We start from the raw sequence: 20,338 nt of genomic DNA, 5'->3' as shown, positions 1-20,338 counted from the left end.
CCACAGACTTCCGGGCGGCGCCGCCGCCGACACCTGTCCTGTCGCGCCCAGGCGGGGGCGCCGCCCGGAATCCCCTTCAACAAACTGTTGACGCCCCGTCCGCCCGATTTTAGGCTCCACGAAGCGGAAACAGGTTTCCGCTGAATCTCGTACGGAAGGTCCACGATGTCGAAGCGCGTGCTCACCACCGAGTCCGGCGCCCCGGTCGCCGACAACCAGAACTCCGCCTCCGCCGGCGTCGGCGGCCCGCTGCTGCTCCAGGACCAGCACCTGCTGGAGAAGCTCGCCCGGTTCAACCGTGAGCGCATCCCGGAGCGTGTGGTGCACGCCCGCGGTTCCGGCGCGTACGGCCACTTCGAGGTGACCGACGACGTCACCGGCTTCACCTGCGCCGACTTCCTGGGCGAGATCGGCCGGCGCACCGAGGTGTTCCTGCGCTTCTCGACCGTGGCCGACTCCCTCGGCGGCGCGGACGCGGTGCGCGACCCGCGCGGCTTCGCCGTCAAGTTCTACACCCGCGAGGGCAACTACGACCTGGTCGGCAACAACACGCCGGTCTTCTTCATCAAGGACCCGGTCAAGTTCCCCGACTTCATCCACTCGCAGAAGCGCGACCCGTTCACGGGCCGCCAGGAGCCGGACAACGTGTGGGACTTCTGGGCGCACGCCCCGGAGGCCACCCACCAGGTGACCTGGCTGATGGGCGACCGCGGCATCCCGGCGTCCTACCGCCACATGAACGGCTACGGCTCGCACACCTACCAGTGGACGAACGCCGACGGCGAGGCCTTCTTCGTCAAGTACCACTTCAGGACGAACCAGGGCATCCGCTGTCTGAGCAGCGAGCAGGCCGCGGAGACGGCCGGCCAGGACCCCACCTCCCACCAGACGGACCTGCTCCAGGCCATCGAGCGGGGCGTGCACCCCTCCTGGACGCTGTACGTGCAGGTCATGCCGGCCGCCGAGGCGGCGGACTACCGCTTCAACCCCTTCGACCTGACGAAGGTCTGGCCGCACCGGGACTACCCGCTCAAGCGGGTGGGCCGCCTGGTCCTGGACCGCAACCCCGACAACGTGTTCGCCGAGGTCGAGCAGGCCGCGTTCTCCCCGAACAACTTCGTGCCCGGCATCGGCCCGTCCCCCGACAAGATGCTCCAGGGCCGGCTCTTCGCCTACGCCGACGCCCACCGCTACCGCCTCGGCGTGAACCACACCCGGCTCGCGGTGAACGCGCCCCGGGCCACCACGGCCGAGAACTACGGCCGCGACGGCTTCATGGCGTCCGGCACCCAGGGCCGCCACGCCAAGAACTACGAGCCCAACTCCTACGACGGCCCCGTCGAGACCGGCCGCCCGCTCTCCGCCCCGCTGGCGGTCTCCGGGTACACCGGCACCCACGAGGCGCCGCAGCACACCAAGGACGACGACTTCTTCCAGGCGGGCGAGCTGTACCGGCTGATGTCCGCCGAGGAGAGGTCCCGCCTGGTCGCGAACATCGCCGGCGGCCTGTCCCAGGTCTCCCGCGACGACGTGGTCGAGAGGAACCTGGCCCACTTCCACGCGGCCGACCCCGAGTACGGGCGGCGGGTGGAGGAGGCGGTCCGCGCCCTGCGCGAGGACTGACCTCACCGACCGCGTCCGGACCCCGACGGGAGGTCGGGTACCGGACGCACGGTCCGCGGCGTCGGCGATCCGGATGAGGGGTGATCGTCGGCGGTGCGGACAGGTACGGGCCGCGGCGGAGTGCGAGCCAGTGCGGTGGTGAAGGTCCGGGGCCTCTTCCCGACCTGAGGGGGGAGGCCTCCCGGAACCGTCGCATCCGTCGCGGTACCGGCCCATGACCGCCCCCTTCGCGGGGGCGCCGGCTCCGTCCGGCGGCGCGAACGACCCGGTCGCGCCCGGCCTCGTGCCGTCGGGCGGCCACCACAGAAGCCTCACCGGCCGGGGAGCGCCGGGTGCGGACGGTCCCGCGCCCGGCGCTCCTTGGATTCGGCGGGGGGTTGGAGTGAGGGCGCTTCAGGGTGAGGGGTGGGAGCCGGCTCTCCCGGGCCGGGTGGCTTCTTCGGGGGCAGGGGTGCAGGGTGGGGGACATGGGTGGTTCTGTGCGGCATCCTCACGTGGTGGTGCGGCCGCCGGCTCTGGACGGGTCGCGCCGGGTGACGGCGGACGAGCGGCCGCTGGGGGTCGCCTCCCATCTGGACGACGTGGTGGAGATCCTGCGGGTGGCGGACCTGGACCGGATCGAGGTCGAGGAGGAGGACCTGATCGAGTGGCAGGGCGGCGGGCCGGAGGACTGGCCCGGGCTGTCGGACACCCTCTGAACGAGTCCTGCCGTGCACCCGCCCGCCCGCGGCCTCGCCGGGGCGGCGGCGCGAGGCCGCCCCGGCGAGACGTGGTCGCCCGGGACGCGGTCCCGCCTCACCTCCCCCGGGCCGGGTCCGCCGTCAGCCGCCCACCAGCAGGTCGGTCCAGGACCGCGCCACCCGTTCCAGTGAGAACGACCGGCGCACCTGGGTGCGGGCCTCCTCGGCGGCCGACCGCCAGCGCTCCGGGTCGGCCAGCCGGGCGGTCGCCTCCGCCATCGCCTCGGGAGTGTCGTGGATCCACCGCCGGTCGTAGATCTCGTCCGCCCCGGGCCACGGCAGCAGCGCGGGCACCGCGCCGGAGGCCATGCCCTCGGCCGGGGAGAGATGGAAGGACTCGTCGTCGCTGGTGGACAGCACATGCCCGACGCGCCGGAGCCAGCTCGCGACATCCGTTCCGAACGCGTCGAACACCACCGCCCCCTCCAGCAGCGGTGAGGTCTGGACCCGGCGCAGCACGGCGTCGTAGTGCTCGCGTTCCTCCGGCTTGTTCCAGATCCACCAGTACTCCCACGGCGGCTTGGACTTGACCGACAGCCGCCAGCGCCGGTCATGGGCACGCAGCTTCTCCAGGACGTCGATGCCCAGATCGAGCCGCTTGCGGCTGGGCGCGATACCGATCATGCCGAGCCGGAACTGCGCCCCGGGCGCCTTGGGGCGGTCGAGCTGGTCGGTGTCGACCCAGTTCGGCAGGACCGTGATCTTGGCCTCGGGCCAGCCGGTGACCTCCCGGGTGCGGCGGGCGTAGTACGGGCTGACGCACACCACCCGGTCGACCGCGTCGATGTCGACCCGCCGCGGCCAGTCGGCGTCCAGCTCGAAGCGGTGCAGCCGGACGACCAGGCGGCAGTCGCGCCGCTTGTGGCGGCTGAACCAGACGGCGGCCGGGCCGCACCACTCCACGACCAGTACGTCGGCCCAGTCGGCGAGTTCGCGGCTCGCCGCCGGGTCGTGGCGGGCCAGCGCGGGCCAGGCGTCGATCCGGACCTCGACGCCGGGCAGGGCTCGGACGTGGTCCAGGAGCCGGGTGAGGAACTTCAGGTCGTGGCCCGCGACCCCGACCCGCAGCGGTCTTCCCCGGCGCTCCAGGGCGGGCGGCGCGGCGGGGAAGGCGCGGTCGAGGTGGGCGCGCCAGCGCTGCGCGGCGCTGCGCAGCGTGTACCGGCCGGCGGCCTCCCGGCAGCGGTCGGCCGCCAGCTGCCGTGCCTCGGGCTCGCGTACGGCGCGGGCCACTGCCGCGACGGCGTCCGGGAGTTCGGCGCGGCCGGGCACGAAGAGCGGGTAGCCGGAGCCGAGCAGCGCCTCGTGGGCGGGTGTGCGGTTCAGCACGACGGGCAGGCCGAGCGCGCCGAACTCCAGCACCTTGGTGGACAGTTCGAGGCTGGCGTCGAGAGCTGGGTCGCGCCAGCCGAGGCCGAGGTCGCAGTCGGCGGCGATGCGCATGGCCTGTTCGCGGGGCTGCCCGCCGTGGTGCACCAGACCCGGCGTGCCGTCGGCCAGCGCACGGGCCATGGCCGCGTGGAAGTCCGGGTGGGCACGATCCTCGTGGATCTTGTCGCCGACGGTGTGCAGTTCGGCCCGGATGCCCTGTTCGGCGAGCAGGGCCGGCAGCCGGGTCATGGGCAGGGTGTTCCAGAGCGGCGCGAACTTGCCGGTGTAGACGAGCCGGAAGGGGTCGTGCGGCCGGTCGTGCTCCGGGACCGGGAAGTCCGGGTCGGGCACGGCGGGCGGGGCGAGCAGGCAGCGGCCGCAGGCCGCGGGCACCCAGGCCTCCAGGAAGCAGCGCAGCTCCTCGGTCTGGCACAGCAGCTGCGCCGACGCCTCGGCGATCCGGGCCAGCTCTTCGCGGGCCTGGCCGGTCATCTCCGCGGCCGACTGCGGGATGTCGGTCAGATAGGCCCAGATCCTCCCGTGGAAGTGCCCGTCGGCCACCACCCGGCCGGTCAGCCGCCGGCCGCGCAGCACCAGCAGGTCGCAGGGCGCCTCCCGGTCGAGCCGTTCCAGCACCTGCGACGCCTGGAAGGGGGACAGCGGCCGGGCGGACCGTCCGGGCAGCAGCTGCTCCTCGTGCGGTTGGACCAGCGTGACCCCGGGGAGCCCGGCCAGCGGGTCGGTCAGCCGGCCGGTCCGTACCGGTGCCTTGAGCACCAGCCGGGTCTCGCAGCCCGCCGCGGACAGCGCCTGCACCGTGGACTGGGCCCACACCGCCGAGCCGTCGATCAGGTTGAGGTCCACGTCGCCGTAGACGAGGGCGCGCAGCGTGCGGCTCATGACGACTCCTTCCCGCGGACGGCGAACAGCCGTTGCCCCTCGCTCAGCCAGTCCTTGGGGGGTGTGCCGGCCAGGTGCAGGGACCGGCGCACGAGGAGCGGGGTCAGCGCCGGTACGAAGGTGTAGTCGTCGTCGGCCGGGGTGTGACCGACGGCGTCGGCGCCCGAGTACTCCTGGGCGCACATCAGGTCCAGCAGCAGGGTGGGCGGGCGGGTCGCGGACAGGTCGGTCCAGTCGGCGATCCACGGCGCCGTGGGCGCACCGCTGCGGACCGTCACCCCGGCCGCGGTCAGCTCGTCCAGCAGGCCGCCCGCGGGGCCGGGCACCACCACCTCGGCCGGACGGTGCAGTTGTTCGAGCACCTGGCCGGCCAGTCGGGCGGCGTCGTGCCGGTCGCGCGGATCGGCCAGTACGGCGACCCGGCGCCGGGCCAGCGGGTCAGGGGCGCCGGTCAGCCGGGCCAGCCTCGCCAGCCGTACCCGGGTGCAGTCCTGCCAGAACGCCTCCCGCAGCCCGTCCCGTCCGCACACGTCGGGATCGAGCCGGGAGAGCCGGACGCCGGTGTCCGCGTCGATGACCGCGTCCCACGCCAGCCGCGCCAGCAGGGGTGCGCCGGCCGCCGGGGCGTCCCGCCACAGCACGGCCGTCCGGCCGAGGGCCCCGGCCTCCGTGAGGAGTTCCGCGAGCCGCCGGTCCAGGTCGGGGGCGAGACCGGTGCCGGTGAGCGACCAGGGGCCGTCGCCGGTACAGGCGCTCAGCTGTACGACGACGGCGTCCGGGTCGGTGCGCCGCACCAGCAGCTCGCCGTCGTGCGGCAGCAGACGGTTCACGCAGGCGTCCGCCGCGAAGTCCCCGGCGGTCCGGTCGGTGAGCACCCCGGCGAGGACCAGCCGGTCGCGCGGGGCGGAGGACAGGGCCCGGTGGGCGAGGTGGAAGCGTCCGTCCGCCATCTGCGGCGTCTCGCGCGTGCGCTGCCCTGCCGGAGCGGGCCGCGCTCTGGACCTCCCCCGCCACAGTCCGTAGAGCTCACGGGGCAGCAGGGGCGCCCGCCGGCGCGGCGAGCGGGCCGCCGACACCAGCGCCCGGCCGACCTGCAGCGAGGTCGAGCCCTCCAGCATGGCCACGCGCGCCTGCAGGACCTCGACCCGGTCCCGGGCCCCGCGCAGCGCCGACGCCAGTTGGTCCCGCTCGCGTACGGCGGCGGCCAGCCGGTCGGCGAGACCGTCCTCGCGGGCGGCGTCACCCAGCCGTGCCGCGTCCTCGGCGTCCTTCTCCAGATCGAGCACACGGGCCCGCAGGGAGCGGGAGACCAGGTCGGCGAGGACGTACTCGTTCGCCATCCGCAGCTGCGTGGCCGCTCCGTCGGCCGGCACCGGGCGCCCGAACCAGTCGTGCGGCGGCAGGAGTTCGTCCGTGCGGGCGAACACGGCGCCCGCGTGGAGGGAGGCGTACTCCAGGGGTGCGGCACGCAGCACCTGGCAGTGGTGGATGACGAGGTGGTCGAGCAGGCGGTGGTACGGCGGTTCGCGGTGGCCGAAGAGGAGCACGCCGCGCCCGCCGGGCCGGATCCGCTCCAGTACGGACGTACCGGCGTCCTCGGTACCGTGCGGGCCGGGCCCGTACGACAGCAGGACCAGCTCGCCCCGCTCCACGGGGCTCTCGTCGTCCCGGCGCAGCGTGATCCCGTCCGGGAGGTGCAGATAGGGTTCGAGGCGCGGCCCGCCCTCGGGCGTCGCGTCGACGACGGCGGTGACGCCGTCGAGGTGCGGGCGGAGCAGATCGGTCAGTCTCATCAGCGGGTCCTCGTGAAGACGTGGAATCCGACCTCGTTCTCGCGGAAGCCGTACGGCTGGAAGTGCGTGTGCCGCAGGCCGGCCGGTTCGAGCTCCGCGCGGTAGGCGTCCGCCGGGCGGTGCACGACGGGGCCGCCGCGCGGCAGGCGCTCCCCGGTGTCCGCGTCGGTGACGATCAGCCGGCCGGTCAGGCGCACCAGCGAGGCCAGGTTGCGCACCCCCGCCGCCCACTCCGTGTCGTCGGGGACGTGGAAGAGCACGTCGACGCCGAGCACGACGTCGTACGGCCAGGGGCTGCGCCAGTCGGCCAGCAAGGCCACGGCGTAGCGCGGGCCGCCGCCCTCGGCACGGGCCCGGGCGACGGTCTCCGCGTCCGCGTCGAAGGCGTCGACGCGGTGCCCGCAACGGGCCAGGGCACGCGCGAGGTGTCCCTCGCCGCAGCCCGCGTCGAGCACGAACAGCGGCGCCCGGGGGCTCGACAGGTCGCCGATCAGGCGCAGCAGCGTGCCCAGCCGCAGGGCGTGGAAGATCTCCCGGCCCCCGGGGTCCGGGCCGGTACCGCCGTCGAAGCCGTACGCCGCGGCCCGCACGGCTTCCTCCGGCTGGGTGAGGATGCGGTCAGTCATGGTGGTCCAGCCAGCGGGTGACGACCTGGGCGATCCGGGCGCCCGCCGAGCCGTCCCACAGCGGTGGGCCCTCGCCGTGCGCGGGCCCGCCGCCGTCCAGCACCTTGCGCAGCGCCGGTACGAGCTCTCCGTGCCGGACCAGGCGGTTGGTGCCGTGGGTGACGGTGACCGGGCGTTCGGTCGTCGTCCGCAGGGTCAGGCAGGGCACGCGCAGGACGGTGGTCTCCTCCTGGACGCCGCCCGAGTCGGTGATCACGGCGGCGGCGCCCCGGACCAGGCTCATGAACTCGACGTATCCCAGGGGGTCGAGCACATGGACGCCCGTGGCCCCCGCCAGTCCGGCCGCTTCCAGGGCGGCCCGGCCGCGCGGGTGCAGCGGCACGGCGAGGTCGACGTGGCGGGCCGCCTCGGCCAGGACGCGGACGGCGGCGCGGGCCGCCTCGGGGTCGTCGACGTTGGCCGGCCGGTGCAGGGTGACCACACCGTAGCGCTCGGGCAGGCCGTACGCGGTGCGCGCGGCGACCGGGTCGAACAGGTCCAGATGGGTGAGCAGGGTGTCGATCATCGGGTTGCCGACGAGGTGGACCCGGTCCACGTCCACCCCCTCGCGGGCGAGGTGGCCGACGGCCTCCGGGCTGGTGGCGAACAGCAGTTCGGCGAGCTGGTCCACCAGGCGCCGGTTCACCTCCTCCGGCATCGCCATGTCGAAACTGCGCAGGCCCGCCTCCACATGGGCGACCGGGATGCCGAGTTTCGCGGCGGCGAGGGCGGCGGCCAGCGTGGAGTTGACGTCCCCGTACACCACGACGAGGTCGGGCTCCCGGGCGGTGAGCTCGGCTTCCAGCGCGACCAGCAGGTCGGCGGTCTGCCGGGCGTGGCTGCCGGAGCCGACACCGAGGTCGGTGTCCGGCTCCGGCAGGCCGAGCTGCCGGAAGAAGACGTCCGACAGGCGCCCGTCGTAGTGCTGGCCGGTGTGTACGAGGAGTTGTGCGCAGCCGGCCGGGCGGAGGGCGGCCACCACCGGTGCCGCCTTGACGAAGTTCGGCCGGGTGCCGACGACATGGAGTACACGGCCGGTCATGGTGTGAGTCTCCGCTCTGTCGACCTAACGTTGCGATATGTCCCGTAATGTCTCCCGGGCCCTCAGTCTGGCGGTCTCCGTCGCTTTGGGCGAGTTGCGGCAGGATCCCGCGCGCGCGGGACTGCTCGGTCTGCGGCTGCTGCCGCCGCCTCTCCGGCGCGGGCTGCGGCCCGTCGAACGCGGGCTGGCAGCCCGCGCCCGCACGGCCGGCCCCGCTGCCGCGCCGACCCCGGCGGCACGCGTGCGCGCACCCGCCGGGCGGGCCTTCGAGCCGGTCCCGGGCCGGGTACTCCATCTGGTCACCAACGGGCTGCCGTTCAGGCACGCCGGCTACACCGTGCGCACCCAGAAGCTCGCCGAGGCGCAGCGGGCGGCCGGGCTCGACCCTCATGTCGTCACCCGCATCGGCTTCCCGGTGGCGCAGGGCGTGCTGGACGCGCGGCCCGCGCAGAGTGTGGCCGGCGTGCCCCAGCACCGGCTGCTGCCGCTCTGGCTGCCGTACGGGCAGGCGGCGGCACTGGCCCGGAACGCCGAGCTGGCGGGGCGGCTGGTGGAACGGCTGCGGCCCGCCGTGCTGCACGCGGCCACCGACCACGGCAACGGGCGGGTGGCCCTCGCCCTGCGCGAGACCTACGGCCTGCCGGTGGTCTACGAGGTGCGGGGGTTCCTGGAGGAGACCTGGCTGACCCAGGCGCCGGGGCGCGGCCCGGACGACGAGACGTACCGCGCCCGGCGCGCGCTGGAGACGCACTGCATGCGCGAGGCCGACCTGGTGCTGACCCTGGGAGCGGCCATGAAGGCCGAGATCGTGTCCCGCGGGGTGCCCGAGGAACGGGTCCTGATCTCCCCGAACGCCGTGGACGACACGTTCCTCGCGCCGCTGCCGGACCGGGCTCCGGTGCGGCGCCGGCTCGGCATCGCACCGGACGACCTCGTGGTCGGCACCGTCAGCAGCCTTACTCCGTACGAGGGTATCGGCACCTTGCTCCATGCGGGTGCCGCGCTGCGCCGTCGCGGGGTGCCGCTGAGGCTGCTGATCGTCGGGGACGGACCGGAGCGGGCGGAGCTGGAGGCGCTGGCCGGGCGGCTCGGGCTCGGCGACGGGGCGGCGTTGTTCACCGGCCGGGTGCCGCACGGGCAAGTGCGCTCGTACCACGCCGCGTTGGACGTCTTCGCGGTGCCCCGCACCGACGCACGCGTGTGCCGTCTGGTGACCCCGCTCAAGCCCGTCGAGGCGATGGCGAGCGGCCTGCCGGTGGCGGCCAGCGACCTCCCCGCGCTGAGAGAGCTGGTCGAGTCCGGGGCAAGTGGCCGACTCATTCCACCCGGATCACCGCAGACTTGGGCAGACGCCCTCGAAGAGCTGCTTTACGCTCAAAACCGGCGTCAAGAAATGGGAACACACGCCCGCTCGCTCGTCGGGCGGAGCCGTACCTGGAACCGGGTCGCCGCCCTGACCTGCGATGCCTATCGCACGCTGGGCTGCCGACTCCCGCCTCGAAAGCCGGGTGAAGCCGCATGCAGGCCGACGGGACCGAACCGCTCGGGGAAGTGAACGCACCGCTCGGGGACGAGAACGGGCCGCTCGGGGACGAGAACGGGCCGCTCGGGGACGAGAACGGGCCGGACCGAATACCGGCCGACGGCGTCGAACTCGCCGTGATCGGGCTCGGCTACGTCGGGCTCCCGCTGGCACGGGAAGCCGCGTCGGTGGGCCTGCGGGTGGTGGGGCTGGACCGGGACGAGGGCGTCGTCGCGGCACTGAACGCCGGCCGCTCGCACGTCGACGACGTCTCCGGCGAGGACGTGCGCCGGATGCGCGCGGCCGGGTTCCGCGCGTACACCGACGACGCCTGCCTGACCTCCGCCCAGACCGTGGTCATCTGCGTACCGACCCCGCTCGGCTCCGACGGCGGCCCGGACCTGGGCGCGGTGACCGCCGCGGCCCGGTCGGTCGCCCTCCGGCTGCGCCGCGGACAGCTCGTGGTCCTGGAGTCGACCACCTACCCGGGCACCACCGAGGAGGTCGTCAGACCGCTGCTGGAGGAGTCCGGTCTCACCGTCGGCACGGACTTCGCCCTGGCCTTCTCACCGGAGCGCATCGACCCCGGCAACACCACCCACCAGCTGCGCGGGACGCCGAAGGTCGTCGGCGGCTGCACACCCGCCTGCGCGGCGCGCGCCGCCGCCTTCTACGGCAAGCTCGTCGACACCGTCGTGCAGGCCAGGGGCACCCGCGAGGCCGAGCTGGCCAAGCTGATCGAGAACACCTACCGGCACGTCAACATCGCCCTGGTCAACGAACTGGCCATCATCAGCCACGAACTGCGGGTCGACCTCTGGGACGCGATCCGCTGCGCCGCCACCAAGCCGTTCGGCTTCCAGCCCTTCCGCCCCGGCGCCGGAGTCGGCGGGCACTGCATCCCGATCGACCCCAACTACCTCTCCTACAAGGTGCGTTCCTCGCTCGGCTACGAGTTCCGCTTCGTCGAGCTGGCCCAGGAGATCAACCGCCGGATGCCGGAGTACGTGGTACGCCGCGCCCAGGACCTCCTCAACAGCGTCGGCAGACCGCTGCACGGCTCCCGGGTCCTGCTGCTCGGCGTCACCTACAAGCCGGACGTCGCCGACCAGCGCGAGTCACCGGCGATCCCGGTGGCCCGGCTGCTGCGGGAACGGGACGCGGAGGTCTCCTTCCACGACCCGTACGTCGGGCAGTGGTCCGTCGACGGTGAACCGGTACCCGGCGTCGCGGACCCCCTGGCGGCGGCCCGCGGCCAGGACCTGACGATCCTGCTGCAGGACCACACCGCCTACGACCTGCCCGCCCTCGCCGACCAGGCCCGCCTGCTGTTCGACACCCGGGGGCGGATCTTCCAGCCGGGCGTCGAGGTGCTCTAGGGCCCTGCGGACGGGCGCTGCGGACGTCGCGCCCGGCCCGCGGCGCGCGGCACGGCGCCCCGCCGCGCCGCGCGCACCGCCCGGACACGTCCGGTACGCGGGTGACGCTCCGCCGTGCGAGGCACCGCACCGGGTGCCGCGAGCTCCCCGGCAGCCCCGTCCGGCCGCCGCACCCCTCCCTCGTCACTCCGCACCCCCCCGACTCCGCACCCCCGCACCCCCGCACCCCCGCACCCCCGCACCCCCGCACTCCCGCGCCCCCGCGCCCCCGCACTCCGCGCTCCGTGTTCCCGGGCTCCGCGCGGAGCCGGAGGGAGCTGAGAGGTCCCCCGATGCGCATACTCGTCGTCACCGTCGTCCACCATCCCGAGGACGCCCGCATCCTGCACCGCGAGATCGCCGCGCTGCGCGACCGCGGCCACGAGATCGTCTACGCCGCGCCGTACTCCGCGTGCGGCGTGGCGCCGAGGCCGTACGTCGAGGGCGTGGACCTGCCCCGGGCCGCGGGCCGCTCCCGCCGGGACGCCCTGCGCGCGGCCCGGGCCCTGATCGTCGAACGCGGCCAGGACGTCGACCTGCTGCTGCTGCACGACCCCGAGCTGATGCTGACACTGCCCGGCACGCTGCGCCGCTGGCGGCGCACCGGCCGGGCCCCGGTGACGGTGTGGGACGTGCACGAGGACACGGCGGCCGCCCTGGTGATGAAGGGCTGGCTGCCCGGACCGCTGCGGTCGCCGTTGCGGCTCGCCGTGCGGGCGGCGGAGCGCCTGGCCGAGCGCCATCTGCGGCTGCTGCTCGCCGAGGACGCCTACCAGTCCCGGTTCCGCCGCCTGCACCCCGTGGTGCCGAACCTCGCCGCCGCACCGGCCGCCGCCCCGCTGCCCGCGGGGGCCGACCGGGTGGTCTACCTGGGCCACCTGTCCCGGGCGCGCGGCGCGCTGGACCTGCTGGAGACGGCACGGCTGCTCGCGCCGGACGTCCGGGTCGAGGCGATCGGCGCGGCCGACCCCGACGTGCGCGGCGCGCTCGCCGCGGCCGACCGGGACGGCGTGCTGCGCTGGCGCGGATTCCTGCCCAACGACCGCGCCCTCGCCCTGCTGCCCGGAGCGCTGGCCGGACTGTCGCTCCTGCACGACCAGCCCAACTACCGCCACTCCCGGCCCACCAAGGTCGTCGAGTACATGGCCCACGGCGTCCCCGTCGTCACCACGCCGAGCCCGCTGGCCGCCGAGCTCGTCGAGCGGCACGGCTGCGGCCTGGTCGTCCCCCACCGGGATCCGGCCGGCACCGCGGCGGCGGTACGGCGTCTGCGCGACGACGTCCCGCTGCGGCTGCGGGCCGCGCGGCGGGGCCGGGACGCGGCGGCCGCCGAGCTCGACTGGACCGCGAGGTCCGCCGAGTTCGTGGCCTGCCTGGAGGCGTGGGTCGCCGGGGCGTCCGGCGCCCGAGTGCGGACCGCGGCGCCGGCTCCGGCCCCGCTGGAGGGCGAACACCGCGCATGAGCGCACCGCCTCCGGCGCGGCCGGGTGGCGCGGGTCCGTGCGCGAGGCGTTCCGCCCGGCCCGCCCCGGCCCGCCCGCCGGGCGCGGCCGGCTGATCGCCCCGTGCCGTGTCCGGACCGGCCGGAGGGGCCCGCACGGTGCCGCGCGGGCCCCGGGCGTCCCGGGCGGGCCGGGTCAGACCGTCAGGGGCCTGATGGCGGTGGGGGCGTGCCCCGGCTCGGTGGCGATCTCCTCGAACTCCACGACGTTGCTGATGTCGTTGGTGCCGGACATGGAGATGTTGGTGACGCGTTCCAGGATGGCCTCGACGACGACGGGCACCTGATGCAGCGCGGCGAGCTTCTTGGCCTCCTCGAAGGCGGCGCCCAGCTCGGCCGGGTCGGTGACCCGGACGGCCTTGCAGCCGAGGCCCTCGACGACCTTGACGTGGTCGACGCCGTAGACGCCCAGCTCGGGCGAGTTGATGTTCTCGAACTCCAGCTTGACCTGGAAGTCGATGTCGAACGCCCGTTGGGCCTGGCGGATCAGGCCGAGGTAGGAGTTGTTCACCAGGACATGGATGTAGGGGATCCTGTGCTGGGCGCCGACGGCCAGCTCCTCGATCATGAACTGGAAGTCGTAGTCGCCGGAGAGGGCGACGACGGACGCCGACGGGTCGGCCGTGGCGACGCCGAGCGCGGCCGGGACGGTCCAGCCGAGCGGTCCGGCCTGGCCGCAGTTGATCCAGTGGCGCGGGCGGTAGACGTGCAGCATCTGGGCGCCGGCGATCTGGGAGAGGCCGATCGTGCTGACGTAGCGCGTCTGCGGGCCGAAGGCCTTGTTCATCTCCTCGTACACGCGCTGCGGCTTGATCGGGATGTCGTCGAAGTGGGTACGGCGCAGCAGGGTCGACCTCCGCTCCTGCGCCGCCGCGGCCCAGCCGGAGCGGTCGGGCAGCTTCCCGGCCGCCTTCAGCTCGCGTGCCGCCTCGACGAACAGCTCCAGCGCGACGCGGGCGTCGGAGGCGATGCCGTAGTCGGGGGCGAAGATCTTGCCGATCTGGGTGGGCTCGACGTCGACGTGCACGAAGGTGCGGCCCGCCGTGTAGACGTCGAGCCTGCCGGTGTGCCGGTTGGCCCAGCGGTTGCCGATGCCGAGGACGAAGTCGGACTCCAGGAAGGTGGCGTTGCCGTAGCGGTGCGAGGTCTGCAGGCCGACCATGCCCGCGTTCAGCTCGTGGTCGTCGGGGAGAGCGCCCCAGCCCATCAGGGTGGGCACCACCGGAGTGCCCGTCAGTTCCGCGAACTCGACCAGGAGTTCACTCGCGTCGGCGCTGATGACGCCGCCACCGGCCACGATCAGCGGACGCTCGGAGGCGTTCAGCATGCCGATCGCCTTCTCGATCTGGGCGCGGGTCGCGGCCGGCCGGTAGACCGGCAGCGGCTCGTACGTCTCCGGGTCGAACTCGATCTCGGTGAGCTGGACGTCGATCGGCAGGTCGATCAGGACCGGTCCGGGCCGGCCGGAGCGCATCAGGTGGAAGGCCTGCTGGAAGACGCCCGGCACCTGCGCGGCCTCCAGGACGGTGACGGCCATCTTGGTCACGGGCTTGGCGATGGAGGCGATGTCGACCGCCTGGAAGTCCTCTTTGTGGATCACCGCGGTCGGGGCCTGGCCGGTGATGCACAGGATCGGGACGGAGTCGCCGGTCGCGGAGTACAGGCCGGTGATCATGTCCGTGCCGGCCGGGCCCGAGGTGCCGATGCACACGCCGATGTTGCCCGGACGGGTGCGGGTGTAGCCCTCGGCCATGTGCGAGGCGCCCTCGACGTGACGGGCGAGGGTGTGGGTCACACCGCCCGCGGCCCTGAGCGCCGCGTAGAACGGGTTGATCGCCGCGCCCGGGACACCGAACGCGTTGGTGACGCCCTCGCGCTTGAGGATCTCGACTGCCGCGCGGGCAGCGGTCATACGAGCCATGGAGTACTCCTGCTTCGGCTTTCGGATGGGCTCTCCGTCGCGCCCCGCGGTGAGACCCTTTCCGCGCTTGTTCCGCCCGTGATTCACACGATTCCACATTGCGGAATTTCTTTTCTGCTATCTGGAAGCAATGTAGAGGGAGGGGTGAACCCCGTCAAGAGACGGACAGGAGAGGGTCTCCGGGAGGACGATGGGTGGGCCGAACCCACCCGAGTACGTCCTGGAGCGGGCCATGTCCCCGAGCGTCACGGTGCGCTGCCCCGCCTGCCGCCGCGCGCACACCTACACGGCGCAGACCTGCCCGTGCGTCTGCGGCGCGCCGCTCGCCCCGCCGCTGGACCCCGCCGGGAACCCGGTCGCCGTCACGCACCGCACCTGGGCGGAGGAGTGGCTGACCCTGCGGTGCACCGCCTGCGGGCGCCGCTCCGACTGGCCCCGGCCGGAACTGGGCTGCCCCTGCGGGACGATGCTGCGCATCCCCGTGACCGCGGCGGAAGCGGCCCGTGCGGAGGAGGAGAGCCAGGAGCGGAGCGGGACCCCCGACACCGCGCGGACCCACGAGAAGGCGGGGAATCCCGGGCCGGGGAAGACCCTTGCGGGGGAGGCTTCAGGGCGGGAGGCCCTGGAGAGGGACCTGTACGACACGGTCCGCGAAGAGGCCCGCGCCTACGCCTTCAGGCTCCGCGTACCCGAGCCGGTGAAGGTGACCACCGTGGCACCGACCGGCTCCATCGCGAAGATGCCCGGCGTGACGGAAGGCGTCCACACCATCTACCGACCGAGTGAGCCGACAACACGGTGAGCTTCGGCGTGTACTTCCCCGGGGGCAGGTACACGGTCGAGGAGGCCGCGGACATCATCGAGTCGTGGCTCCCCGAGCTGAAGGGCACCACCCCGAACCGCCGCCCCGGATGTCAGTGCCGGCTGCTTGCATGAGCCCATGGACACCGTGCACACGACCGCCGCCCTCCTCCCGGACCCCGCCGAGCTCCGCGCGTACCTGCGTGCGCTGGCCGTGCTGGACCAGGCCATCTGCCGCGACCCGCGGTTCTCCCGCTACTCCTTCTCCACCACCTGGGGGCCTGGGACGGAGGCGGCCCTGATGGACAGTGGCTCGGGTGACGACTTCTCCGTCCTCTTCACCCCGGCCGGTGTGCTCGTCCGCGGCTTCGACCACGAGTCGGAGATGAGCCCGTACGCCACGGACGACGAACAGGTCTGGCCCGGTGTCATCGACGAGGTGCCCGCCGCGCTGCGCCCGCTCCTGGACGACCCGGCCTTCGTCGACGAGGGCCTCGGCGCCCCGCGGGTCACCGCCTGCCTGTGGTGGGAGACCGGCGACACGGCCTGGCGCACCGGCTCGGCCATCGCCTTCCCTGCCGACAGCGAGGACCCGGACGGCTCCGGTTTCCTCTTCCACCTCCTCACAGACCGCTCCCCCGAGGCCGTCCAAGAGCACTTCGAGGCGGACTACGGGCGGCCCGTCCCCCTCGACACCGTCCGCCACGTCCTCGCAGGCCACCCCCTGACCCCCGAAGCCGCCCGCGGCCTCAACCCGGCCGCCCTCTCCGACGAGGCCCTGCTCCGCCGGATCGCCGCCGACCCCGAGGTCGAGGCGTACCTCGCCTGCGACGGTGAGTTCGACCTCATGCGGACCGACCCCATCGAGTCGATCGCCCTGCCGGCCGGTCTCCCGGTGGAGCCCGTGGCCGGCTGCAACGCGGGAGGCACCCACTACCTCTGCGGCCCGGCCGGCTCCGACCGCGTCCGCCCCGTCCTCCACACCGACTCCGAGGGCCGGGCTTCCCTCATCGCGGAGTCCCTCGCCGAGGCCCTGACCCTGGCCATCGTCCTCCCCTCCTGGCACGACGCCCTGGCCGGCTTCCGTCCCCCTGCGCTCAACGCCGACTACCTTGAGGACAACCCGGACCACCCCGAGGTCCGCGACCGCCTCCTCGCCGCCCTCCGCCTCCCCCCGGCCACCGAGCCCGAGGTCCTGGCCCGCCTCCTCACCACGGCCGCCCGCACCGTCCCGGACGGCTTCCTCCCTTCGGTCGAGGGCGAGGAGGACGCGGCCTTCGAACCGATGCTCCGTCTGCCGGCCGAGTAGGACAGCCCCGCGCGCGCAGCCTTCCGGACCCGACGTACCGCTACGGCGAAGCCATGACCGCACTGCCCGACCGGATGCGCCCGCCCCGCGCGGAGGGCTGTTCGCGGAGGACGTGGACCGCCTCCCCGAGGTTCGGCCCGGCGCATGCCGGATCTTCGGCAGGAGCCGGGGCCGGAGCCGGGCCCGAGGCGGGGGCCGGGGACGCGGCCGGGGCCGGGGACGGCGACGGGGTCGGGGTCGGGGTCACCGGAAGTCCTCCTCGCGGTACTCGGCGTCCGAGCCGGCCGCGGTCGCCTCGCGCAGCTCGACACGGCGGATCTTGCCGGAGACGGTCTTGGGCAGCGGCGCGAACTCCAGCCGGCGGAGGCGCTTGTAGGGGGCGAGGGTCTCGCAGGAGTGCGCGAAGAGCACCTTCGCCGTGCCGGGCCCGGGCTGCCAGCCGTCGGCCAGGACGACGTACGCCTTCGGCACGGCCAGCCGCAGCTCGTCCGGCGCGGGCACCACGGCGGCCTCGGCGACGGCCTCGTGCTCCAGCAGGGCGCTCTCCAGCTCGAACGGGGAGATCTTGTAGTCGGACGCCTTGAACACGTCGTCGCTGCGCCCGACGTAGGTCAGACAGCCGTCCGCGTCGCGGGAGGCGACGTCCCCCGTGCGGTAGTAGCCGTCCGCCATGGCCTCGGCGGTGCGCTCCGGGTCACCGTGGTAGCCGGTCATCAGGCCCACCGGACGGGCGGACAGGTCGAGCGCGATCTCGCCCTCGGCGGCGCCGGGCGCGCCGGTGACCGGATCGAGCAGTTCGACGCGGAAGCCGGGGCTGGGCCGGCCCATCGAGCCGGTCTTGAGCGGCTGGCCGGGGCTGTTGGAGACCTGCACGGCCGTCTCGGTCTGCCCGAAGCCGTCCCGGACCGTCACCCCCCAGGCCCGGCGGACCTGTTCGATCACCTCGGGGTTCAGCGGCTCCCCCGCAGCCACCGCCTCGCGCGGCGGGCGGGCGAGCCGGGTGAGGTCGGCCTGGATCAGCATGCGCCACACGGTCGGCGGCGCGCAGAAGGAGGTGACGCCCACGCGGTCCATCTCCGCCATCAGCCGGGCGGCGTCGAACCGCGGGTAGTTGTGGACGAAGACCGTCGCCTCCGCGTTCCAGGGCGCGAAGAGGCTGGACCAGGCGTGCTTGGCCCAGCCCGGCGAGGAGATGTTCAGGTGCACGTCGCCCGGCTTCAGGCCGATCCAGTACATGGTGGCCAGGTGGCCGACCGGGTACGAGGTGTGGGTGTGCTCGACCAGCTTGGGGCGGGCGGTGGTGCCGGAGGTGAAGTACAGCATCAGCGGGTCGTCGGCCCGGGTCGGCCCGTCGGGGGTGTAGCCGGCCGGGGCGGCGTAGGCGTCCTCGTAGGCATGCCACTCACCGCCCGTGCCGCCGACGGCGATCCGGGTGTAGCCGCCGGGCACGTCGGCGAACTTCGGCGTGTCCGCGGCCCGCGCGATCACGTGCCGGACGTGTCCGCGCCCGACGCGGTCGCGCAGGTCGGCCGGGCCGAGCAGCGGGGTGGCGGGAATGACGACGGCGCGCAGCTTCATCGCCGCCAGCGCCGTCTCCCACAGCTCGGCCTGGTTGCCGAGCATGACCAGGACCCGGTCCCCGGCGGCCACGCCCAGCCCGCGCAGCCAGTTCGCGACGCGGTCGGAGCGGTCGGCCAGCACGGAGAAGGACAGCAGCGTCTCGGCGCCGTCCTCCTCGACGATGTGCAGGGCCGTGCGGTCGTTGCCCTCCGCGACGCGGTCGAACCAGTCGAGAGCCCAGTTGAAGTACTCCGGGCGCGGCCACACGAAGCCGGCCGCGGCGGTGGCGTAGTCCTCGCGGTGCTCCAGCAGGAAGTTCCGTGCCCTGCGGAAGTCCTCGGTCGCCGTCATCCGTCCTCCTCTGTTCCGGACCATTGCCGGGCGGCTTTCCGCCATCGTGTAATCCGTGATGCAGGTCTCACCACCCCCGAACGGGGGTGTGCGCCGTGAGGTTGCGGCCCGGGCGTGTCCGGTGGGCCGGCGCGGGGCCGTGGCCACCCGGCCCGGCCCGCCCGTCGGCAGGGCCGGCGGACGCGGCCGGCGCACGGCTTCGACTGCGGCGGGAAGGGGCGAGTCGGTGGCAGAGGACACGGCGGCGGCCGGGATGCCGAGGGCGGACGTACGGGCGGCGCTGCTGCGGCTGCGCCGGGACACGGGCCTGCCGGTGGCGTTCGGCGGACTGGTGGAGCCCGGGCGGCCGCAGGTGCGCATCAGCGAGCTGAGCGGCACCGCCACGCCCGCGCTGCGGGCGCTCGCTGTGACCGCCGGCAGCGGCCTGGGCGGCAGGGTGGTGGCACTGGCCCGCCCGTGCGCGGTGACGGACTACTCCGCGTCCCGGCAGATCAGCCACGAGTACGACGTGCCGGTCGCCGCGGAGGGGCTGCGCTCGGTGCTGGCGGTGCCCGTGGTGGTGCGGCGCCGGGTGCGCGGGGTGCTGTACGGCGCGCTGCGTACGGCCCAGCCGCTCGGCGACCGCGCCCTGCACGCGGCCGTCGAGGCCGCCCGGGACGTGGAGCAGGCCATGGTGGCGGCCGAGGAGGCGCGCGGGCTGCTGGCAGTGGTCCCCGGACCGGTCCACGGGCTGCTCCACCGGCCGCTCCACGGCCTCGCCCAGGGGCCCGGCGGCGGTCTGGTCCCGGGGCCGGTCCGGGACGCGGTCCGGTCCGCGCCCGGCATCGGCACCGGGCCGGACGCGGACACGGGGGCCGGGCCGGCCGTCGGGCCGGGGCCCGGCCCCGGGACCGGGGACGCGGCGGCGCGCGAGCGGATGCGGGAGGCGCACACCGCGCTGCGCGCGCTGGTGCCGCGGATCACCGACCCGGCGCTGCGGGCGGAGTTGCTGGGGGCGTGCGAACTGCTGGCGCCGCCCGCCGTTCCCGGCGCACCGGGTGCGGCGGCGGGGCTCGCACCCCGCGAGGTCGACGTGCTCGCCTGGGTGGCGGCAGGCGCCACCAACGCCGCGACGGCGGCCAGACTGGGACTGCGGCCCGAGACGGTCAAGAGCTATCTGCGCTCGGCGATGCGCAAGCTGGGCGCCCACACCCGCGGCGAGGCGGTCGCGGCGGCCCGCCGCACGGGGGCCCTGCCCTGATGTCCCGCGACCGGCCGTCCCGTGCCCGGCCGTCCCGTGCCCGGCCGTCCCGCGACCGGCGGCGCCTGCCGGGAAGCCCGCGTCCGGCGCGGTGCCCGGCACGGCGGGGCGCCACCCGCGGACCGGACAGCCCGGGTGCGTCGACGGCGCGGCGGGGTGCCGGGCCGGGCGTCGCGATCCGGTGAACCGTTCCGGTCGCGGCACCGGCGGCGCGGCGGCACACGGGAACCGCGGGGCACGGGACCGCGCGGTGCGGGACCGCGGGTCGCGGGGAACTGGTTGCGGGATGCGGAGGGTCAGGGGCGCGGAAACCCGGGACACTGGGACCTGGGCACGGGGACACGGGGACACGGGGACCTGGGCACGGGGACCTGGGCACGGGGACACGGGGACACAGGGACACGGGGGCGCGGAGCGGGCGGACCGGAGACCGCGCTCCCCGGAGGAGGCCCGGAACATGAGGCGGAGGACGTGGGGCCCGTGACAGGGAGACCTGCCACACGGAGGCAGAAGGAGCGCGGGGCCGGGACCGACAGGCCCCGGGGAGAGAGGTGCGGGATGTACGGGCCCGAGGCCGGGAG

The 20,338-nt window shown here is 74.5% G+C and carries 15 protein-coding genes; 9 read left to right on the top strand and 6 right to left on the bottom strand.

Translation table 11 applies throughout. From position 1 onward, the window contains the following. Positions 1-165: 165 nt before the first annotated feature. On the top strand, positions 166-1,623 hold the full coding sequence (locus tag AC5K6T_RS10755; RefSeq protein ID WP_493207927.1) for a catalase: 1,458 nt from the start codon (positions 166-168) through the stop codon (positions 1,621-1,623). Between the two features lie 467 nt (positions 1,624-2,090). Then, entirely contained in the window at positions 2,091-2,321 is a 231-nt protein-coding gene (locus tag AC5K6T_RS10750; RefSeq protein WP_493207925.1) for a hypothetical protein, read from the top strand. Between the two features lie 123 nt (positions 2,322-2,444). Here the strand turns inward: AC5K6T_RS10750 and AC5K6T_RS10745 are convergent, their stop codons facing one another. The 4 genes from AC5K6T_RS10745 to wecB are packed head-to-tail and all read right to left on the bottom strand — an operon-like array spanning position 2,445 to position 8,134. Further along, positions 2,445-4,634: a glycosyltransferase gene (locus AC5K6T_RS10745; RefSeq protein WP_493207923.1), complete on the bottom strand. Its 2,190-nt coding sequence runs from the start codon at positions 4,632-4,634 to the stop codon at positions 2,445-2,447. Further along, positions 4,631-6,427, bottom strand: a complete 1,797-nt coding sequence (locus AC5K6T_RS10740) for a hypothetical protein (protein ID WP_493207921.1) — start codon at positions 6,425-6,427, stop codon at positions 4,631-4,633. Before AC5K6T_RS10740 ends, AC5K6T_RS10745 begins: the two co-directional genes overlap by 4 nt. Next, positions 6,427-7,053, bottom strand: coding sequence for a class I SAM-dependent methyltransferase (locus AC5K6T_RS10735; RefSeq protein WP_493207919.1), 627 nt, complete (start codon positions 7,051-7,053; stop codon positions 6,427-6,429). The genes AC5K6T_RS10740 and AC5K6T_RS10735 overlap by 1 nt, the downstream gene beginning before the upstream one ends. Beyond that, positions 7,046-8,134, bottom strand: coding sequence for a non-hydrolyzing UDP-N-acetylglucosamine 2-epimerase (gene wecB, locus AC5K6T_RS10730; protein ID WP_493207917.1), 1,089 nt, complete (start codon positions 8,132-8,134; stop codon positions 7,046-7,048). Before wecB ends, AC5K6T_RS10735 begins: the two co-directional genes overlap by 8 nt. Before the next feature lie 37 nt (positions 8,135-8,171). On the opposite strand from wecB, the gene AC5K6T_RS10725 reads away from it, so the two are divergent. From AC5K6T_RS10725 to AC5K6T_RS10715, 3 genes are all read left to right on the top strand, one after another. Further along, positions 8,172-9,689: a glycosyltransferase family 4 protein gene (locus AC5K6T_RS10725; RefSeq protein WP_493207915.1), complete on the top strand. Its 1,518-nt coding sequence runs from the start codon at positions 8,172-8,174 to the stop codon at positions 9,687-9,689. Positions 9,690-9,766: 77 nt separating this feature from the next. Then, positions 9,767-11,035, top strand: coding sequence for a nucleotide sugar dehydrogenase (locus AC5K6T_RS10720; RefSeq protein WP_493209280.1), 1,269 nt, complete (start codon positions 9,767-9,769; stop codon positions 11,033-11,035). A 332-nt stretch (positions 11,036-11,367) separates the two neighbouring features. Continuing rightward, positions 11,368-12,537: a glycosyltransferase gene (locus AC5K6T_RS10715; protein WP_493207914.1), complete on the top strand. Its 1,170-nt coding sequence runs from the start codon at positions 11,368-11,370 to the stop codon at positions 12,535-12,537. A gap of 174 nt (positions 12,538-12,711) precedes the next feature. On the opposite strand, the gene gcl is transcribed toward AC5K6T_RS10715, so the two are convergent. Further along, positions 12,712-14,496, bottom strand: a complete 1,785-nt coding sequence (gene gcl / locus AC5K6T_RS10710) for a glyoxylate carboligase (RefSeq protein WP_493207912.1) — start codon at positions 14,494-14,496, stop codon at positions 12,712-12,714. 190 nt (positions 14,497-14,686) lie between these two features. On the opposite strand from gcl, the gene AC5K6T_RS10705 reads away from it, so the two are divergent. The 3 genes from AC5K6T_RS10705 to AC5K6T_RS10695 are packed head-to-tail and all read left to right on the top strand — an operon-like array spanning position 14,687 to position 16,606. Then, complete coding sequence (locus AC5K6T_RS10705; RefSeq protein ID WP_493207910.1) at positions 14,687-15,298, top strand: hypothetical protein; 612 nt, start codon at positions 14,687-14,689, stop codon at positions 15,296-15,298. Further along, positions 15,295-15,432: a hypothetical protein gene (locus AC5K6T_RS10700; protein ID WP_493207908.1), complete on the top strand. Its 138-nt coding sequence runs from the start codon at positions 15,295-15,297 to the stop codon at positions 15,430-15,432. The genes AC5K6T_RS10705 and AC5K6T_RS10700 overlap by 4 nt, the downstream gene beginning before the upstream one ends. Before the next feature lie 4 nt (positions 15,433-15,436). Next, on the top strand, positions 15,437-16,606 hold the full coding sequence (locus AC5K6T_RS10695) for a hypothetical protein (RefSeq protein ID WP_493207906.1): 1,170 nt from the start codon (positions 15,437-15,439) through the stop codon (positions 16,604-16,606). A 243-nt stretch (positions 16,607-16,849) separates the two neighbouring features. On the opposite strand, the gene AC5K6T_RS10690 is transcribed toward AC5K6T_RS10695, so the two are convergent. Further along, positions 16,850-18,517, bottom strand: coding sequence for an AMP-binding protein (locus AC5K6T_RS10690; RefSeq protein WP_493207905.1), 1,668 nt, complete (start codon positions 18,515-18,517; stop codon positions 16,850-16,852). 253 nt (positions 18,518-18,770) lie between these two features. Here AC5K6T_RS10690 and AC5K6T_RS10685 point away from each other — a divergent pair, with 253 nt between their 5' ends. Beyond that, positions 18,771-19,757: a helix-turn-helix transcriptional regulator gene (locus AC5K6T_RS10685; RefSeq protein ID WP_493209278.1), complete on the top strand. Its 987-nt coding sequence runs from the start codon at positions 18,771-18,773 to the stop codon at positions 19,755-19,757. The last annotated feature ends 581 nt before the right edge of the window (positions 19,758-20,338 follow it).

The organism is Streptomyces sp. B8-7 (assembly GCF_058833805.1).
This window is presented reverse-complemented; position numbering and strand designations above follow the sequence as displayed.